The sequence below is a fragment of the Pseudomonas sp. J380 genome (assembly GCF_009827115.1).
Classification (GTDB): Bacteria; Pseudomonadota; Gammaproteobacteria; order Pseudomonadales; family Pseudomonadaceae; genus Aquipseudomonas; species Aquipseudomonas paracarnis.
Genome location: NZ_CP043060.1, coordinates 3,479,920 through 3,497,912 on the forward strand (window position 1 = coordinate 3,479,920; position 17,993 = coordinate 3,497,912).

13 protein-coding genes and 1 riboswitch are annotated in these 17,993 nt (G+C 60.1%); of the genes, 2 read left to right on the forward strand and 11 right to left on the reverse strand.

Going from position 1 to position 17,993, the window contains the following annotated elements:
- Positions 1–40: 40 nt before the first annotated feature.
- The 9 genes from FXO12_RS15835 to FXO12_RS15875 form a co-directional block, all read right to left on the reverse strand.
- Positions 41–2,611: a hypothetical protein gene (locus FXO12_RS15835; protein WP_057975434.1), complete on the reverse strand. Its 2,571-nt coding sequence runs from the start codon at positions 2,609–2,611 to the stop codon at positions 41–43.
- Positions 2,612–2,774: 163 nt separating this feature from the next.
- Entirely contained in the window at positions 2,775–3,488 is a 714-nt protein-coding gene (locus tag FXO12_RS15840) for a membrane integrity-associated transporter subunit PqiC (RefSeq protein ID WP_032873461.1), read from the reverse strand.
- A 173-nt stretch (positions 3,489–3,661) separates the two neighbouring features.
- The gene (parC, locus tag FXO12_RS15845) at positions 3,662–5,926 is read right to left on the reverse strand and encodes a DNA topoisomerase IV subunit A (protein WP_020301636.1); all 2,265 of its coding nucleotides are present in this window, start codon (positions 5,924–5,926) and stop codon (positions 3,662–3,664) included.
- A gap of 70 nt (positions 5,927–5,996) precedes the next feature.
- A complete protein-coding gene (locus FXO12_RS15850) occupies positions 5,997–6,992 on the reverse strand; it encodes an esterase-like activity of phytase family protein (RefSeq protein ID WP_057975433.1) in 996 nt (331 codons plus the stop codon).
- On the reverse strand, positions 6,992–8,896 hold the full coding sequence (gene parE, locus FXO12_RS15855; protein ID WP_003188026.1) for a DNA topoisomerase IV subunit B: 1,905 nt from the start codon (positions 8,894–8,896) through the stop codon (positions 6,992–6,994). Before parE ends, FXO12_RS15850 begins: the two co-directional genes overlap by 1 nt.
- 46 nt (positions 8,897–8,942) lie before the next feature.
- A complete protein-coding gene (locus tag FXO12_RS15860) occupies positions 8,943–9,551 on the reverse strand; it encodes a YqiA/YcfP family alpha/beta fold hydrolase (protein ID WP_014716651.1) in 609 nt (202 codons plus the stop codon).
- 178 nt (positions 9,552–9,729) lie between these two features.
- Entirely contained in the window at positions 9,730–10,542 is an 813-nt protein-coding gene (cpdA, locus tag FXO12_RS15865) for a 3',5'-cyclic-AMP phosphodiesterase (protein ID WP_057975432.1), read from the reverse strand.
- 97 nt (positions 10,543–10,639) lie between these two features.
- Entirely contained in the window at positions 10,640–11,089 is a 450-nt protein-coding gene (locus FXO12_RS15870) for a DUF1249 domain-containing protein (RefSeq protein WP_003188022.1), read from the reverse strand.
- The gene (locus FXO12_RS15875; RefSeq protein WP_034125636.1) at positions 11,080–11,697 is read right to left on the reverse strand and encodes an NUDIX domain-containing protein; all 618 of its coding nucleotides are present in this window, start codon (positions 11,695–11,697) and stop codon (positions 11,080–11,082) included. Before FXO12_RS15875 ends, FXO12_RS15870 begins: the two co-directional genes overlap by 10 nt.
- A gap of 193 nt (positions 11,698–11,890) precedes the next feature.
- Between FXO12_RS15875 and FXO12_RS15880 the strand changes: the two genes are divergently transcribed.
- A complete protein-coding gene (locus FXO12_RS15880) occupies positions 11,891–12,637 on the forward strand; it encodes an RsiV family protein (protein WP_054896254.1) in 747 nt (248 codons plus the stop codon).
- A 168-nt stretch (positions 12,638–12,805) separates the two neighbouring features.
- Here the strand turns inward: FXO12_RS15880 and thiC are convergent, their stop codons facing one another.
- Positions 12,806–14,695, reverse strand: a complete 1,890-nt coding sequence (gene thiC, locus FXO12_RS15885) for a phosphomethylpyrimidine synthase ThiC (RefSeq protein WP_057975431.1) — start codon at positions 14,693–14,695, stop codon at positions 12,806–12,808.
- Positions 14,696–14,844: 149 nt separating this feature from the next.
- A riboswitch (TPP riboswitch) is annotated at positions 14,845–14,950 on the reverse strand.
- Positions 14,951–15,146: 196 nt separating this feature from the next.
- On the opposite strand from thiC, the gene FXO12_RS15890 reads away from it, so the two are divergent.
- Positions 15,147–16,586, forward strand: coding sequence for a TolC family outer membrane protein (locus FXO12_RS15890; RefSeq protein WP_032893875.1), 1,440 nt, complete (start codon positions 15,147–15,149; stop codon positions 16,584–16,586).
- Positions 16,587–16,704: 118 nt separating this feature from the next.
- Here FXO12_RS15890 and waaA read toward each other — a convergent pair whose 3' ends face one another.
- Positions 16,705–17,982 (reverse strand): lipid IV(A) 3-deoxy-D-manno-octulosonic acid transferase, encoded by a 1,278-nt coding sequence (waaA, locus tag FXO12_RS15895; RefSeq protein ID WP_057975430.1) that lies wholly within the window; start codon positions 17,980–17,982, stop codon positions 16,705–16,707.
- Positions 17,983–17,993 lie beyond the last annotated feature (11 nt).

Genomic DNA, 17,993 nt, shown 5'->3' on the forward strand with positions numbered 1-17,993 from the left:
ACAAGCCCGCAGAGAACGAACACCTGCGGGCTTTTTAGTACTATTTGATTTTCTTGCTATCCACGACATTAATGGTTCGGCGTGGAATCCAGCCTGACCTGACCTGGTCCAAAAGCTGATACCCACTCATTTTAAAGTTGGACCCGACGGGTAGCGGCCTTTCTATCTGGACAGACCATTGTCCAAAACCATCGACAACCGCGTACCCAAGTGGAATTCCGGGCCTGTTCTCCTGATTCAACTCAACCACGGCCCCCACAACGCCACTGCCTTTTACAAGAGGCTGGCGGCCAACGGTCTGGTTTTCGGCAGGGGTTTCGATAACCGGAGCATCGGGAACCTGCACTACCTGGAAGGTCCTATTCGCCAACCAGCGGGCGATTTTACCGTCAAGCTGCTGATAGCCCGTCATGACAAAGGAGTTTGTGACCGGCAGAGGCTGATCAACCTGCACCGACCAGCGTCCATAGCCATCGACAGTGGTGGTCGCCAAGGCGTTATACGGGTCACCCGATTTGAGCAACACGACGGTCGCGCCCGCAATACCACTACCTGACACAACTGGCCGACGTCCTGTTTTCACACCTTGTGCAGGGGTTTCGATAATCGCCAGATCGGGAGCATCGACAACCTGGATAGTTCTATTGGCCAACCAACCGGATCTTTTCCCCTCAATCGACTGATATCCAGTCATGGTAAAGGCTGGTGGGCTTATCGGCAGCGGATTATCAACCTGCGTGGCCCATCGCCCATAACCATCGACGGTAGTAGTGGCTAAAATATTTTCAGGTTTGTACGACTGCATCAACACAACAGTAGCACCTGCTACACCCGTACCTGTCACAAAAGGCCGGCGGCCCGTTCTGACGCTTTGGGCCGGCGTTTGGATAATCGCCGGATCAGGTACATTAACAACCTTGAGTGTCCTGTTCGCCAGCCAACCCGAACGTTTTCCATCAAGGGTTTGATAGCCGGTCATGGTAAAGGCGGGTGGACTTATCGGTAGAGGGCGCTCTATGCGCACTGACCAGCGGCCATAGCCATCGACCCTAGTAGTGGCCAGCGGATTGTAAGGGTCGTAGGATTTAAGCAACACCACAGTAGCACCAGGGACACCGGTACCTGACACTTGCGGCAGGCGGCCAACTTCGACATTTTGGGCGGGGGTCTCGATTATTGCCGCAGGCACGCTCAGTTCAGCCACCTTGAAGCTGCGATTGCCAGATAACACCGAGGTTCTTCCCCCAAAAGTTTGTCGAGCGGTATAGGAATAACTGCCAACATCATGCACTGACAGCGAGTACACCGACCAGTTGCCGTTGCCATCGGCAATGGCAGTGCCCTCGACTTCCGCGGGCTTGGAAGCATTTACTATTTCAATACGTGCGCCAGGCCAGGCAGTGCCGGCAAACACTGGCTGTTTACCGGTGCTGGCCCCCTCGAGGGGGACCGCAATGACGGGAGCGGGGACCGTGGTTGTACAGTAAGGAAAACCCGCCCCATCAAGCGCGACCGCGACTATCGCCTCGTCCGGCCCGGCGCTGCACACAAGCACTTTAACCTTGCCGGAAGAGTCCTCAAATGTCTGCCCCGTAAGTAAGGTAGGATCGTTGGTTCTTGGCGTCTCTGGCGTGGCATCAATCTGCACATTCTGCACGCCTTGCTCCCTCGCATAACGCATCCACACGCCATTGACCCGGTTGTCATTCTCCGGAAAGTTATCAAAGACCGTAGGTTTCCTGTATTCGAGCGACAACAACGGGTAGTAGGCCCCACCGGGCGAATGGGTTTCAGGGATCTTGATCAGGTACAGCTGCGGGCCTTCGCGTCCCAACACCTTCAAACTGTAAAGGCCGGTGCGCGTGATAGTCGTCGCCTGGCCATCATCCAGCCAGCCGGCATAGCGGCGGCTGACCGCAGGATAAAGCGTGCCACCACCTGACACTGAGTCACCAGTGTCTCCATACTCAACGTAAGTGCAATCAACAGGCGCACTCACAGACGCGCCATTGCGGGGGCAGCCTATGAGGCTTCCCCCATGACGAAAGCCTAAATTATGACCAAGCTCGTGCTTGTAAACATGCGGTGAGCCTGCCTTGCCAAACACTCCAACATGCCTACCGGGGGTAAAGGCCAAGGCGCCACCGCCACAGTTAACGATGTTAATTTCATAGTCGAAATCATCGGGATTAAGGCCATTCTTTTCGGCAGTCTTGCGACCCTCCGCGATAGACGTGGACATAGAGCATCCCTCAGGCTTCGGTCCAGACGTCGCCTCCACTACCCGCCCCTCCAACTTCAGCTTTCCACCGGACGCAGCCAGAATATAAGAGCGTAATGAATTAGGATCAGTAGACAGCGTATGCAACTCCACCTGATCCCTGTCCAACACTCGCTCTCCCTGCCAATGGGTTACCGTGACCAGCATCCTCTTGGTGCCCGTCACAGGGCGGATTATCTGACTCAAGCTTGACAGTTCACCTTCGGCGGGCGGAAGTTCATCATTTTCAAGGCCGCCAAATTCACGATTAACTTCATGGCTACAGCCCATGAGAGCAACACTTAATGCACTACAAAAAAACCAAGCGAGGAAGATCGATATTTTTTTCATGAGTTCAGTACCTTAAGAGATAGGACTGAAATCACACTAGAGACCTTATGCGCAGCTGGATACTGTCAGAATTAACAGGTACGCAGAATTAGGCGCTGGCGTTTTACAGCAGGCATGAAAAAGCCCGCGGGCTTGGCGGGCTTTTTCAAAAATAAATTTCAGATCAGAACCTGAACACTTCCAGATCCGTACGAATCGGCGTGGCCATCGGCATCTTCGGCTTTTCCGGGGCCGCAGGCTTGGCCTGGGCGGGGGCCTGTTTACGCGGCTGCGCTTCGGCAATCGGCGGCTGGTTGGCCAGTGGTTTGAGCGCCACCGACAACTGCTGTGCCAAGTGCTGCAACAGCACACCCTGGGCCTGGACCTGGGACGCAGTGGTGCCGGCGTGTTCTTCCTGCAGGTGCACAATGCGGTTGTCCCGCACCTGCCCGCGACGGTCGATCAGGCGCCACTGTGCATCCAGGATCGCCGGTTGCGACTTGCCGGAATCCAGCCGCGTAATGGTCAGCAACACCTGTACATCCGGGGTGAACCCGGAGGGTCCCGGCGCCAGGACTACTCGCTGGCTGTCTAACTGGCCGGCGACCTGACGCAACATCAACTGGTTGATATCCGACGACAGGCTACCGGCCCAACGACCATCTGTGGAACCTTGCAGGCTGCCGTCGTTCTGACGTTGAAGCAGGGTTTCGCGTTGCAGGTAATCGGCAACGACTACCGGCCCCAGCAATACTGCCATGCCAGCGGTTTGGGCTGGCTGAGCCGGACTTCCGCTGTCCAGCTGGTACAGCGACACCGGTTGATGTGTGCTGCAACCCGCCAACCCCAAAAGGCCAGCGAGCATCAAAAATAGAGGAAGGCGTGGAGCAGTCATCATCCCATCCAAGTGGCTGCCACAAGGCGAACCACAATGTAATACTAAAAATAACCTGAACACGCTCGGCCACGCCGGCGCTGGAAAGGCCATATCATCCGTGAATATGCGCCATGACTCCAGCGCGAAAGCATCGATCTACGCGTTAAATCGTAGATCGAGGCCTCTAGTACCGCTTAAACCGGCGTTTCGACCAGCAAGGCATCCACTCGCTGGAAGCCTCGTGGCAGTTTGTTACCTCGCCGGCCACGCTCACCCTTGTAGTGTTCAAGGTCGTCAGGGCGCAATGACAACGTGCGCTTGCCGGCCTGGAGCACCAGGGTAGAGCCTTCCGGGACCACGGCGATGTCAGTCACATACTCCTCGCGACTGGCCACCCGGTCACCGGGAATCCCGATGATCTTGTTGCCTTTACCCTTGCCCAACTGCGGCAAGTCGCTGATCTTGAACACCAGCAAGCGCCCTTCGGTGGTCACCGACGCCAGCCAGTTGCTTTCACGATCCTCCACCGGCCTTGGCAGGATCACCTTGGCATTGTTCGGCAGGCTCAACAGCGCCTTGCCCGCCTTGTTCTTGGCCTGCAGGTCTTCACCCTTGACCACGAAACCGTAACCGGCGTCGGAGGCGATGACATACAGCGAATCATCGTCCGGCAACAGCACGCACTCGAAATTCGCCCCCGGCGGCGGCGTGAGGCGCCCGGTCAACGGCTCGCCCTGCCCCCGTGCAGACGGCAGGGTATGGGCCGGCACCGAATAACTGCGCCCGGTCGAGTCGATAAACACCGCAAACTGATTGGAACGCCCGGCGGCAGCGGTCTTGAAGCCATCACCGGCTTTGTACGAAAGGCCGGTGGCGTCAATATCATGCCCTTTGGCGGAGCGAACCCAACCCTTTTCCGACAGAACGACGGTAATTTTCTCGTTGGGCAACAGTTCGGTTTCGGTCAGGGCCTTGGCTTCAGCGCGCTCGACGATAGGCGAGCGACGGTCATCGCCATAGGTTTCGGCGTCTTTGATCAGTTCGCTACGCACCAGCTTCTTGAGCTTGGCTTCGCTGCCCAGCAGGGCTTGCAGCTTGGCTTGCTCCTTGAGCAGTGCATCCTGCTCGTCGCGCAGCTTCATTTCTTCCAGGCGTGCCAACTGGCGCAAGCGGGTGTCGAGGATGTAGTCCGCCTGGATTTCGCTCAGCTCGAAACGCGCGATCAGCTCGGCCTTCGGATGCTCGGCGGTACGGATGATATGGATCACTTCATCCAGGTTGAGGTAGGCGATCAGCAAACCGTCCAACAGATGCAAGCGGCGCTCAACCTTGTCGAGGCGGAATTGCAGGCGGCGGCGCACGGTTTGTACACGGAACTCCAGCCATTCCACCAGCAGATTGCGCAGGTTCTTCAACTGCGGCTTGCCGTCCAGGCCGATGATATTGACGTTGACCCGATAGCTGGACTCCAGGTCGGTGCTGGCAAACAAATGCTGCATCAACACTTCATGATCCACCCGGCTGTTGGTCGGGATGATCACGATACGGCACGGGTTCTCATGGTCGGACTCGTCACGCAGGTCGGCCACTTGCGGTAATTTCGACGGCTTGGCCTGCATCAACGCGGCGATCTGCTCCAGCACCTTGGCACCCGATACCTGGTGCGGAAGCGCCGTCACAATAATGTCGCCGTCCTCAATGTGGTACACGGCACGCATACGCACCGAGCCCTTGCCCGTTTCGTACATCTTCAGCAGGTCGGCGCGCGGCGTGATGATCTCTGCTTCGGTCGGGTAATCCGGGCCCTGGATATGCTCGCAGAGCTGCTCGACCGTAGCCTTGGGCTCATCGAGCAAGCGCACGCAGGCGGTGGCGACTTCGCGCAGGTTGTGCGGCGGCACGTCGGTGGCCATGCCGACCGCGATACCGGTGGTGCCATTGAGCAGGATATTCGGCAAACGCGCCGGCAACACCAGGGGTTCGTCAAGGGTGCCGTCAAAGTTCGGCCCCCAGTCGGCAGTGCCCTGGCCCAGCTCGCTGAGCAGCACTTCGGAATAACGCGACAACCGCGCCTCGGTGTAACGCATGGCGGCGAAGGATTTGGGGTCATCCGGTGCCCCCCAGTTACCCTGGCCGTCCACCAGGGTATAGCGGTAGCTGAACGGCTGGGCCATCAGCACCATCGCTTCATAGCACGCCGAATCGCCGTGGGGGTGGAACTTACCGAGCACGTCACCGACGGTACGCGCCGACTTCTTGTGCTTGGAATCGGCGTCCAGGCCCAACTCACTCATGGCGTAGATGATGCGCCGTTGCACGGGCTTCAGGCCGTCGCCGATATGCGGCAAGGCACGGTCCATGATCACGTACATGGAGTAATTGAGGTAGGCATTTTCGGTGAATTCAGCCAGCGACCGGCGTTCTACGCCATCTAAGCTGTCTGCGAGGATGTCACTCATGCGGGCCTCATCATGGGGTAAGGCGCAGCGGAACTGCCGCTGCGCTGATTCAATTCAAAAAAATCTCGACTCATGGCTGGGCACTCCAGCCGCCATCCGGAGCGGCAAAACGATAGACCATCGGACGTTTTTCACCATCGGCACGCGGGCCGAAATTGTTATCAATCCCGACCCAGGCACCGTCGGCATCCACCAACAGGGCTTCAGCCAGGCCATACGACTGTGGGTAACGTCGCTGCGGCGTCAGGGTTTCGTCGGCAAACGACCAGCACAGCTCAACCTTGGCCGTGAGCGGGTCGCGCCGGCAGATCTGGAACGCATTGCGCTCCAGGGTAAACAGCTTGCCGTTGAACAGCGACAAGTCGGCAAAGTCCTTGGACACGGCCTTGGCGTTGGGGAACTGCGCCGGCTGCACTTCCTGGCCGGCCTCGCTCAACAATACACAACGGCCATCACAATCCCATACGCTCTGCCCACGCTTGATCGAGACCAGGCCACGGCGTTCACGCTCGGCAGCCAGCCAGATCTGATTGCCTTCAGGGTTTACCGCCAAGCCTTCGAACAAGGCATTAAAGTGCAACAACATGCCACTGGCCCTGGCTTCACGCACCATGCCCGGCGCGATTTTCAACCACTCCGGCGCGCCCATCGCGGGCACCTGCAACACCGCGGCATGGGCTTCGCTGACAATGTAACGGTTGCCTGCGGCATCACAGCTGATGCCTTCAAAGTCCAGGTCACCACCACGTATGAACGAAGCGGCCTTGGTGCGCGAACGCAAGCCCCAAGGCAGGCCGGACTCGGGCACGGGAGGCACGTCGATCTTCAGCGCTTGCGCGCTCCACGTCGGCGCACGGGTATCCAGGCGGTAAATCTGGTCGTCATCGCGGTCCGAAACCGTCCACAGCTCGTTGCCACACAACGCCAGGCCCGACAGGTTCCCACCGCGCATGCCGTCAACCGGGTGTTCCGAGACCAGCTTGAGCTCTGCCACGCTGGCTGCGGCCACCTGGGTGACCGCCAGCCCGCTCAACATCAGGATCGCCAGGGCGAAGCCTGTGCGCATCAGCCCAGAACCTCGGCCAGGTTGCCTTTGGATTCAAGCCAGGTCTTGCGGTCGCCAGCGCGTTTCTTAGCCAGCAGCATGTCCATCATTTCCGAGGTAGCGGCGAAGTCTTCCAGGGTCAACTGCACCAGGCGCCGGGTGTTCGGGTCCATGGTGGTTTCGCGCAGTTGCGGCGGGTTCATCTCACCCAGGCCCTTGAATCGCGTGACCTGTGGCTTGCCGCGTTTCTTCTCGGCCACCAGGCGGTCGAGGATGCCATCGCGCTCGGCTTCGTCCAGAGCGTAGAAAATCTCCTTGCCCAGGTCGATGCGGTACAGCGGCGGCATGGCGACGTAGACGTGACCGGCATCCACCAACGGGCGGAAATGCTGAACGAACAACGCGCACAGCAAGGTAGCAATGTGCAGGCCGTCAGAGTCGGCGTCGGCGAGGATACAGATCTTGCCATAGCGCAGCTGGCTCATGTCCGCTGCACCCGGGTCGACCCCGATGGCCACGGCGATGTTGTGCACTTCCTGGCTGGCCAGCACTTCGCTGCCGTCGACTTCCCAGGTGTTGAGGATCTTGCCGCGCAACGGCAGGATCGCCTGGAACTCCTTGTCCCGCGCTTGCTTGGCGGAACCGCCGGCGGAGTCACCTTCCACCAGGAACAGCTCGGAACGCATCGGGTCTTGCCCGGCGCAATCGGCCAGTTTGCCCGGCAGTGCCGGGCCCTGGGTGATGCGCTTGCGCTCGACCTTTTTGCTCGCCTTCAAGCGCCGGCCGGCGTTGTTGATCGCCAGCTCCGCCAGGGCCAGGCCCAGCTCGGGATGCTCGTTGAGCCACAGGCTGAAGGCGTCCTTGACCACGCCAGAGACAAACGCCGCTGCCTCGCGGGACGACAGGCGCTCCTTGGTCTGCCCGGAGAATTGCGGTTCCTGCATCTTCATCGACAGCACGAACGCGATGCGCTCCCACACGTCTTCCGGCGCCAGTTTGACGCCGCGCGGCAACAGGCTGCGGTATTCGCAGAACTCACGCATGGCATCCAGCAAGCCTTGGCGCAAACCGTTGACGTGGGTGCCGCCCTGGGCCGTGGGGATCAGGTTGACGTAGCTTTCCTGCACGCTGTCGCCACCTTCGGGCAACCACAGCAGCGCCCAGTCCACCGCTTCTTTATTACCCGACAGGCTGCCGCAGAACGGCTCGTTGGGCAGGCGTTCGAAGTCGCTGACCGAGTCTTCCAGGTAGGAACGCAGGCCGTCTTCGTAGTGCCACTCGACCTTCTCGCCGGTGCCTTTGTCTTCAAAGCTGACCAGCAGGCCCGGGCACAACACAGCCTTGGCCTTGAGCACGTGCTTGAGGCGGCTGATGGAGAATTTGGGCGAATCGAAATACTTGGGGTCCGGCGCAAAGTACACGCTGGTGCCGGTGTTGCGCTTGCCAACGGTACCGATCACTTCCAGGTCGGTGGCTTTGTAGCCATCGGCGAAGGTCATCTGGTACTCGTTGCCGTCGCGCTTGACCTTGACCCGCACCAGGGTCGACAGCGCGTTGACCACGGAAATACCCACACCGTGCAAACCGCCGGAGAACTGGTAGTTCTTGTTGGAGAACTTGCCGCCGGCATGGAGCTTGGTAAGGATCAGCTCGACGCCCGGCACACCCTCTTCGGGGTGAATGTCCACCGGCATGCCACGACCATCGTCGGACACTTCCAGGGAATGGTCGGCGTGAAGGATGACTTGCACCGACTTGGCGTGCCCGGCCAAGGCTTCGTCGACGCTGTTGTCGATGACTTCCTGGGCAAGGTGGTTCGGCCGACTGGTGTCGGTATACATGCCGGGGCGTTTGCGCACCGGGTCGAGGCCCGAGAGGACTTCGATGGCGTCGGCGTTATAAGAGCTAGCGCTGGGAGTGGCCATGGGGTCTCGTCGTGAGTCGTTCGATTAAAAAGTGACCTGCGATTTTTTACAGTGACGAAAAATCGAAGGATTGAAACTGATCTGCGCCAATGCCGGCAAAACACAACAGTGCCGGCAATTGCTGGGCGAACCCCTGGTAGCCATGGTCGCCACCGGCCTGGATGCGCAAGGCGCAGGCCCGGTAATACTGTTGGGCCAGGCGATAATCCAGGGTTTCGTCCCCGGTCTGCAACCACACCTGATAACGCGCCGCATCCTGGGGCGCCGGTACTTCCAGCTCGGCCAGGGCCGTGACGTGGTCCTGTGTCAATTCCCAGGTCTCATCGGTGTAGAGGTTCTTCTGGGTGCCCAGGTAACCGTCGAACATCCGATGGGGACTGACCGCCGGGTTGACCAGCAACGCCTTGAGACCATGGCGTTCTGCAAGATGGGTTGCATAGTAGCCGCCGAGTGAGCTGCCGACCAGCAGTGGCCGGCCCAGTTGCGCAATCGCTTGCTCCAATTGAAGAATCGCCTGACGAGGGTGGTGATGCAACGCCGGTACACGTAGCTGGTCGGACAGGCCGAGGGTGCCCATCACAGTGGTCAACTGGCTGGCCTTGTTGGAAGCCGGCGCACTGTTGAAACCGTGGATATACAGGATCGAAGCGGACATGCCGGGCTCTCCGTGCTGGGGCCAAAGAGGCGCAGTTTACAGGGAATGCAGGCAGAAGCGGACCCAATGTGGGAGCTGGCTTGCCTGCGATGGCGGCGATTCAGTCAACGAGTCAGCGCCAGGTACACCGCCATCGCAGGCAAGCCAGCTCCCACCCTTTGATCAGTGTTTGCAGGTCTTAATAGCCGTTGCTGCCGTAATCGACGGTGAATGCGAAGCCCACCAAACGCTCCACCCCCGTCTCCAACCGTCCGTCGCCATGCAAGCGCAACCAGCGATAACCCGGCGCCTGCTCGCTGACCTGGAAATCCTCACTTCCCGGCGAGAACTGGATACAGGTGGACGGCGAAGCCAGCAACCGCAAACCATTGCGGTCGCCGTCGATCTCCTGATGCACGTGGCCCCAAAGCAATGCCTTGGTCTGCGGGAAGCGCTCAAGCACGGCAAACAGCGCCTCGGGGTTGCGCAGGCCGATAGGCTCCATCCACGCACAACCGATGGGCACCGGATGATGGTGGAAACACACCAGGTGATGGCGGTCCGGCGCTTCGCTCAAGGCCTGCGCCAGCCGTTGCAGTTGCTCGTCTTGCAAGTAGCCCGGCACCGAACCGGGTACCGCCGAATCCAGCAGGGTGATACGCCAGTTGCCGATATCCACCACCGGTTCGAGCAAATCACTGTGCATGGCAGCCTGGGCCATGACCTGCGGTTCGTCGTGGTTGCCGGGAATCCAGCGCGCCGGGGCGCCAAGGGGAGCGGTCAAATCGCGAAACTGCTGATAGGACGCCAGCGTGCCGTCCTGAGACAAGTCGCCGGTCGCCAGTATCAGGTCGATGGCCGGCTGTTGCGCACGCACCAGCTCGACCACCCGCTGCAGGCTTTCACGGGTATTCATGCCCAGCAACGTGGCGTCAGCGTCGGCGAACAGGTGGCTGTCGGACAACTGCACCAGCAACACGGCATCAGGATTCACGGCGGATACGCTCGGCAAGGCGCTCTCCCTGGCAACTACAGGAATGGACATTTGGCGCGATTATGCTGGGGCAGGACACAAAGAGGAAACCCAAGGAAGCAGGCACAGTTCACATCTACCGCACCACTTCAAACTCATGGCCCAAGGCCAGGCAGTGGCTGAGCCATTCGCCGAGGAACACATTGAGCTGTGCTTTCTCATCGGGCTGGTGCATGAACACATTCGGGTAAGGATAGATGCTGCGAAAGCGTCGTGCGTGCTCGGCACTGATCACTTCGGCCATACGCGCGTCGTGGTACACCTGTACTTCCAGTTGCGGCACCGGCAACCACGGCAGGCTGTGTTCCTGGCGTACCCGCAGGGTGGTGGTGTAGGGGCAGGTGAGAATGACTTCCAGGGTCAGCACACCGAGCATCTGGTCGCCATGGGTGACAGCAATGCGCCGCGCCTGGGGGGCGTGGCGCATGTCGGGGAGCAGGCGCATCAGCCGCGCATAGTTGGCCTCGCAGGCCGCTTGCAGCCCGATCAGGTCAACTCGATAACGTTCCCGTGCCTTTACTGCCATAACCCCCTCACTTCCGCGCGATTAAGCGCAAGCCATTGCAGGGCGATAATGCTGGCTGCGTTGGAAATCTTGCCATCGCGCACCGCCTGCAAGGCATCTTCGAATGCCCAGACGGTGACGCGGATGTCTTCTGCTTCTTCTTCCAATCCATGGACACCACCCGCGCCCGAGCTGTCGCATCGGCCCAGGTACAGGTGGACAAATTCAGTACTGCCGCCCGGCGACGGGAAATACTTGGTGATCGGCCACAGCGCGGAGAATGTCAGCCCAGCTTCCTCCTCGGCCTCGCGGTGTGCAACCTCCTCGGGTTGCTCATCCTTGTCAATCAGGCCAGCGACCATCTCCACCAGCCAGGGGTTGTCGGCGCGGCCCATGGCGCCGACGCGGAACTGTTCGATCAACACCACCTCATCGCGCAGCGGGTCGTAGGGCAGCACGCACACGGCGTCGTGACGCACGAACACCTCGCGGTTGATCACCCGGCTCATGCCGCCGTCAAATTTTTCGTGGCGCAGTTGCACGCGATCGAGCTTGTAGAAGCCTTTATAGGCATTGTCACGCTGAACAATCTCGATCTTGTTCGGCGTCGACTTCGCGATGTCCGTCATGGTGTCCCTCGTTAAGCTCGTGCAATGGGCGCCATCCTAACGCGCCGACGCCCGTTGATGCAGCCCCTTTGCGGTTGCCGGGAGAGGCGGCGAGCGTCAAACTCGCTGCAATCAGTTTAGTGGCGAACTGGCGGCCACGTTGGCAGTCCAAGCGCTACTCTTTTCGCTTTCCATCGATTTACGAAGGACACACATGTCGCTTTTAAAAATCGCCTCCGTGGCCTGTATTGCCTTGACCCTGGGTGCTTGCCAGAGCCTGTTCCAACCGGCCTATCTCAAGCCGCTGGACGTTACCACCGACAAATCGGAGCAGATCAAGCCCGGCTGTGACAGCCCGGCCTGCCCGCTGGTGAACATCGACACCGTGCATTTCCCCACCGAGCCACAACTCGACAGCCTGGTGGAACAGCGTTTGCTGCAAATGACCCGCACCACGCCTGGCGCCAGCGTCCCGGCGAGCCTGAACGCCTACCGGAACACCTTCCTGCGTGAGTCGCCGGACCGCCATGGCATGTACTTGCAAGCCAAGGTACGTGACCAGCATGACGGACTGGTGATCGTTGAAGTGTCCAGTTACCTGGACACCGGCGTCGCCCACGGCGAGCCAGGCCGCGGGTTTATCAACTATTCACGGATTCTGCATAAGGAACTGACCCTGGCCGACATGCTGTTGCCCGGCCAGGAGCAGGCCTTCTGGAATACCGCTAAAGTTGCCCACAACAGCTGGTTGATCAGCACCAAGATGGATCGCGATCCGGAGTTCGTGAAGAGCTGGCCGTTCCAGAAAACCCCGAACGTGGCCCTGACCAGCGGCGGCGTGGTGCTCAAGTACAACGTCAGCACCATCGCCCCTTACGCACAGGGGCTGATCGAAATCACCCTGCCCTATACGCGCCTAACCGGCGTGATCAAGCCTGAGCTGGTGCCGGCACGCCGCTGATCGGTTGTTATTGCAGGGAGAGATTGGGTGTTTGTCAGATCGCTATCGCGGGCAAGCCCGACTCCCACAGGGGACCGGCTGTGAACACAAAATCTGTGTCCACTTAGGCCAACTGTGGGAGCCGGGCTTGCCCGCGATGACGGCGGTGCAGACACCGCCGCCTAGGGATCAGACCTTCTTGTAGAGCTGGCTACCTTCCTGCTTGAACCGCTCAGCCTGCTCGGCCAAGCCCTTGGCTACATCCACATCCACCGCATCGATGCGCTGGTTGGCCGCGTACTCACGCACCTCATGGGTGACCTTCATCGAGCAGAATTTAGGCCCACACATGGAGCAGAAATGCGCGACCTTGGCAGATTCCTTGGGCAACGTCTCGTCGTGGAATGCCCGTGCGGTATCCGGGTCCAGGCCGAGGTTGAACTGGTCTTCCCAGCGGAATTCGAAGCGCGCCTTGCTCAGGGCGTTATCGCGAATCTGCGCGCCAGGGTGGCCTTTGGCAAGGTCGGCCGCGTGGGCCGCGATCTTGTAGGTGATGATCCCGGTCTTCACGTCATCCTTGTTCGGCAGGCCCAAGTGCTCCTTGGGGGTGACGTAGCAGAGCATGGCGCAACCGAACCAGCCGATCATCGCCGCGCCAATGCCTGAGGTGATGTGGTCGTAGCCCGGCGCAATATCAGTGGTCAGCGGGCCGAGGGTGTAGAACGGCGCCTCGTCGCAGCACTCCAACTGCTTGTCCATGTTCTCTTTGATCAGTTGCATCGGCACATGGCCGGGGCCTTCGATCATGGTTTGTACGTCGTGCTTCCAGGCGATCTTGGTCAGCTCGCCCAGAGTCTCCAGTTCACCGAATTGCGCAGCGTCGTTGGCATCGGCCACCGACCCCGGACGCAGACCATCCCCCAGGGAGAAGCTGACGTCATAGGCCTTCATGATTTCGCAGATCTCTTCGAAGTGCGTGTAGGCGAAGTTTTCCTTGTGATGGGCCAAGCACCACTTGGCCATGATCGCGCCGCCACGGCTGACAATGCCGGTGACGCGATTGGCGGTCAGCGGCACGTAGCGCAGCAATACGCCGGCGTGAATGGTGAAGTAGTCCACGCCTTGCTCGGCCTGTTCGATCAGGGTGTCGCGGAACAGCTCCCAGGTCAGGTCTTCGGCAACGCCGTCGACTTTTTCCAGGGCCTGGTAGATAGGCACGGTGCCGATCGGCACGGGCGAATTACGGATAATCCACTCGCGGGTTTCATGAATATGCTTGCCAGTGGACAGGTCCATGATGTTGTCCGAGCCCCAGCGAATGCCCCAGGTCATCTTCGCCACTTCTTCTTCAATGGACGAACCCAGGGCGCTGTTGCCGATGTTGCCGTTGATCTTCACCAGGAAGTTACGGCCGATAATCATCGGTTCCAGCTCGGTGTGGTTGATGTTGGCCGGGATGATTGCGCGGCCGCGAGCGATTTCTTCGCGCACGAACTCGGGCGTGATGATTTTCGGAATACTGGCGCCGAAGCTGTGCCCGGCATGTTGTTGCTTGAGCAGGCCGCTGGCGCGAGCTTCCTCAAGCTTCATGTTTTCGCGGATGGCCACGTATTCCATTTCTGGCGTGATGATGCCTTTGCGCGCGTAGTACATCTGGCTGACGTTGGCGCCGGCCTTGGCCCGACGCGGGTTTTGCAGGTGGGCAAAGCGCAGGTAGGCCAGGTCGGGGTTATCCAGACGTTCCTGGCCGTAGCGTGAACTCAAGCAGGCCAGCCGCTCGGTGTCGCCACGCTCTTCGATCCACGGCGAGCGCACATCGGCCAAGCCTTTGCGCACGTCGATGATGACATTGGGGTCGGTATAGGGGCCGGAGGTATCGTAGACCACTACAGGGGCGTTGATTTCGCCACCAAACTCAGTGGGGGTCACGTCCAGGCTGATTTCACGCATCGGCACGCGAATATCCGGGCGGGAGCCCTGCACGTAGATTTTTTGCGAGCGGGTAAATGGCTGCACGGAGCCGGAGTCGACCTTGGCCGATTCACTCAGGTGCACGGTATTTTTTAGTTTTGTACTCATCACAGGCTCTCCAACTTATCCAGGCGGTGGATTTTTGTCGGAGCGAACCTGTGACGGACGGACGCACTGGAACCAGTGCTGTGCTTGGCGCACGAGGGCTGTTCGATTGTCGAACAACATCCCGGACGAAGCACAAGAGGACTCGCCGGGTGACGAGAAATCTTGTTCCCTACGCAGGCGCTAACCTGATCAGGTTCAACGGGATCCGGTATTTACCGATCTCAGCCTTCCAACAAGGCACCCCGACAAGAACGCTGCCAGTCTAGACCATGGCGTGGGCAAATTGCCAATAGCGGTGCATTCAGCGTGATGAATGGCGTGATCGTGGGATTGTTGTGTGACGGTACGGCCACTACACTCGGGCACGGCCTCAAGGCTTGACGCCAGGCATGGCCAGCCTTAGCCTTGGGCGCTGAATTATCACCGTAATATTCTTACTAGGGATCGCCTCATGCTGCGCAAACTCTCACTGGCTGTTGCCGTGTCTTGTGCGACCAACGGACTGGTCTGGGCAGCTGAAGCGCCCTTGTCCGCCAATACCGACCTGGTCAGCGTCTATCAGGAAGCGGCGAACAACAACGCCGACCTGGCCGCTGCCCGTGCGCAGTACGGCGCGCAAAAAGAAGTAGTGCCCCAGGCCCGCGCAGGTTTGCTGCCGAATCTGTCGGCCGGCGCCGACAGCAATAACGTACGTACCCAGATCGACCAACCGGCCGCCACGGCCAACCGTGACGCCCACTCCTGGCGGGCCACCCTGAGCCAGCCGCTGTTCCGTGCCGACCGCTGGTTCCAGCTGCAAGCCGCCCAAGCCGTTAACGAGCAAGCCTCGCTGCAACTGTCGGCCTCCGAGCAGAACCTGATTTTGCAAAGTGCCGAGAGCTACTTCGCCGTGCTGCGCGCCCAGGACAACCTGGCGTCGACCAAGGCCGAAGAAAATGCCTTCAAGCGCCAGCTCGACCAGTCCAACGAACGCTTCGATGTGGGCCTGTCGGACAAGACCGATGTGCTGCAATCCCAGGCCAGCTACGACACTGCCCGGGCCAACCGCATCCTGGCCCAGCGTCAGGTGGACGACGCTTTCGAAGCGCTGATCACCCTGACCAACCGCCAATACAACTCGATTCAGGGTATCGTCCACACGCTGCCGGTGCTGCCGCCGGCACCGAACGACGCCAAGGCCTGGGTCGAAACTGCCGGGCGTCAGAACCTTAACCTGCTCGCCAGCAATTACGCGGTAACCGCCGCTGAAGAAACCCTTCGGCAGCGCAAAGCCGGCCACTTGCCGACGCTCGATGCGGTTGCGCAATACGAAAAAGGCGACAACGACGCCCTGGGTTTCAGCAACCCGAATCAGTTGCCTATCCCGTACGGCGGCGATGTGTCGCAACGCACCGTCGGCCTGCGCTTGAACATCCCCATCTACAGCGGCGGCCTCACCAGTTCGCAAGTGCGCGAATCTTATTCGCGCCTCGACCAGACCGAACAACAGCGCGAAGGCCTGCGCCGCCAGGTAGTGGAAAACACCCGCAACCTGCACCGTGCAGTCAACACCGATGTGGAGCAGGTACAGGCACGCCGTCAGTCGATCATCTCCAACCAGAGCGCGGTGGAAGCCACGGAAATCGGCTATCAGGTGGGTACGCGCAACATCGTCGACGTGCTGGACTCACAGCGCCAGCTGTACGCGTCAGTGCGCAACTACAACAACAGCCGCTACGACTACATCCTCGATAACCTGCGCTTGAAGCAGGCGGCAGGCACGCTCAACCCGGGGGATTTGCAGGATCTGGCGCGCTATCTCAAGGCCGACTACAACCCGGACAAAGACTTCCTGCCGCCGGACCTGGCCAAAGCCGCTGCCGAACAGCTCAAGGCCCGCCCCGGCTATTAAGCGCACCGCCGAACCCATGTGGGAGCTGGCTTGCCTGCGATGCAGACACCTCGGTATATCTGGTACACCGAGGTGATGCTATCGCAGGCAAGCCAGCTCCCACATTGGGTTGGTGTTGTCAGTGTTTGATCAGTTTGTCCAAACCGTCCAGTAAACGCTTGAGCGCGCCCTGATTGGCCTGCATCACCTTGAGCCCCGCCTGCGCCATTTTGCGTGCGTCCTGGGGCAATTCGAACAACTGTCGCACCGCCTCGGCCAGCCCATCGGCATCGTCCACCTCTCGCAACGCCCCGGCGTCGCGCATCATCGCGGTGATGTCGAGGAAATTGAAGACATGCGGGCCCATGATCACTGGCTTACCCAGCGCCGCCGGTTCCAGCGGGTTGTGCCCGCCGGTCGGCACCAGGCTGCCACCGACAAATGCGCTGTCGGCCAGGGCGTAAAGAAACAGCAATTCGCCCATGGTGTCGCCAAGCAGCACCGCGGTTTGCTCGGTGACCGGCTCACCGCTGGAGCGACGCACGGTGGCAAACCCTTGCTGCACGCAGCGCTCAAACGTCGGGCCAAAGCGCTCCTGATGACGGGGCACCAGAATCAGCAGTGCATTGGGATAGTTCGCCAGCAACTGGCGATGAGCTGCCAGCACCACGTCGTCTTCACCTTCGTGGGTACTGGCGGCGATCCAGACCGGACGCTCGCTGGCGCCCCATTGTTCACGCAGGGCGGCGGCGCGGGCCGTCAACTGAGAGTCGATGCTCAGGTCGAACTTGATCGAGCCGGTCACTTCCACGGTTTCAGGCCGTGCGCCCAGGCCGCGAAAACGTTCGGCCTCTGTCTCGGTCTGTACCGCGAACAAGCTCATTTCTGCCAGCATCGGCGCCGTCAGCTTGGCAAATCGCGCATACCCCTTGGCCGAACGCGCCGACAGCCGCGCATTGGCCAGCGCCACCGGGATACCGCGCTGGGCGCAGGCATGGATATGGTTGGGCCACAGCTCGGTTTCCATGATCACCGCCAGCGTAGGCTGCACGCGGTCGAGAAAACGCTTGGCGGCGCAGGGCAAGTCGTACGGCAAATAGCAGTGCTGGATGCGCGGTTCGTTGGCAAATAGCGCCTGGATACGCTCGGAACCTGTGGGTGTCATGCAGGTGACAGTCATCGGCAGCTGTGGATAACGCTCCAATAAGCCGCGAATCATCGGGGCGGCGGCAATGCTTTCGCCGACCGACACCGCGTGCACCCAGATCCCGCCGGGCCGCATCACCGGCAAGCCATAGGAAAACCGCTCGCCCACCCGCTTGGCATAGGCCGGCGCTTTGCGCGCACGCAACCACAAGCGTAAAGCCACCAACGGCAGCGCCAGGTAAAACAGACAGCTGTAGAGAGTTCTATTCATGGCGGCGGAGT